The organism is Alkalihalophilus lindianensis, assembly GCF_032843265.1.
Taxonomy (GTDB): Bacteria; Bacillota; Bacilli; order Bacillales; family Bacillaceae_D; genus Alkalihalophilus; species Alkalihalophilus lindianensis.
In genome coordinates this window covers 1-373 of record NZ_JAWJBA010000094.1, presented here as the reverse complement: position 1 = coordinate 373, position 373 = coordinate 1, and the positions used below count along the sequence as shown (strand labels likewise).

Genomic DNA, 373 nt, shown 5'->3' with positions numbered 1-373 from the left:
TCAAAGAAGAAGCAGCGGATACATTGGTGGAAAGACCAGCCGTTGTTACGATTATGGGTCACGTTGACCACGGAAAAACGACGTTGTTGGATTCAATACGCAATACGAAAGTTACCGAAGGGGAAGCCGGGGGCATCACACAGCATATCGGTGCCTATCAAGTTGTTGAAAATGGCAAAAAAATTACCTTTCTTGATACACCTGGGCACGCGGCGTTTACGACAATGCGGGCACGTGGTGCACAAATTACTGATATCACGGTTCTTGTAGTAGCTGCTGATGATGGGGTAATGCCACAAACAGTAGAAGCCATCAACCATGCAAAGGCAGCAGGTGTCCCGATTATTGTGGCTGTTAATAAAATGGATAAGGA

The 373-nt window shown here is 46.4% G+C and carries 1 protein-coding gene; it reads left to right on the top strand.

Annotated features, from left to right (window positions below; translation table 11 throughout):
* A partial coding sequence (locus RYX56_RS21445; protein WP_317124002.1) for a GTP-binding protein occupies positions 1-373 on the top strand: 373 nt, incomplete at both ends.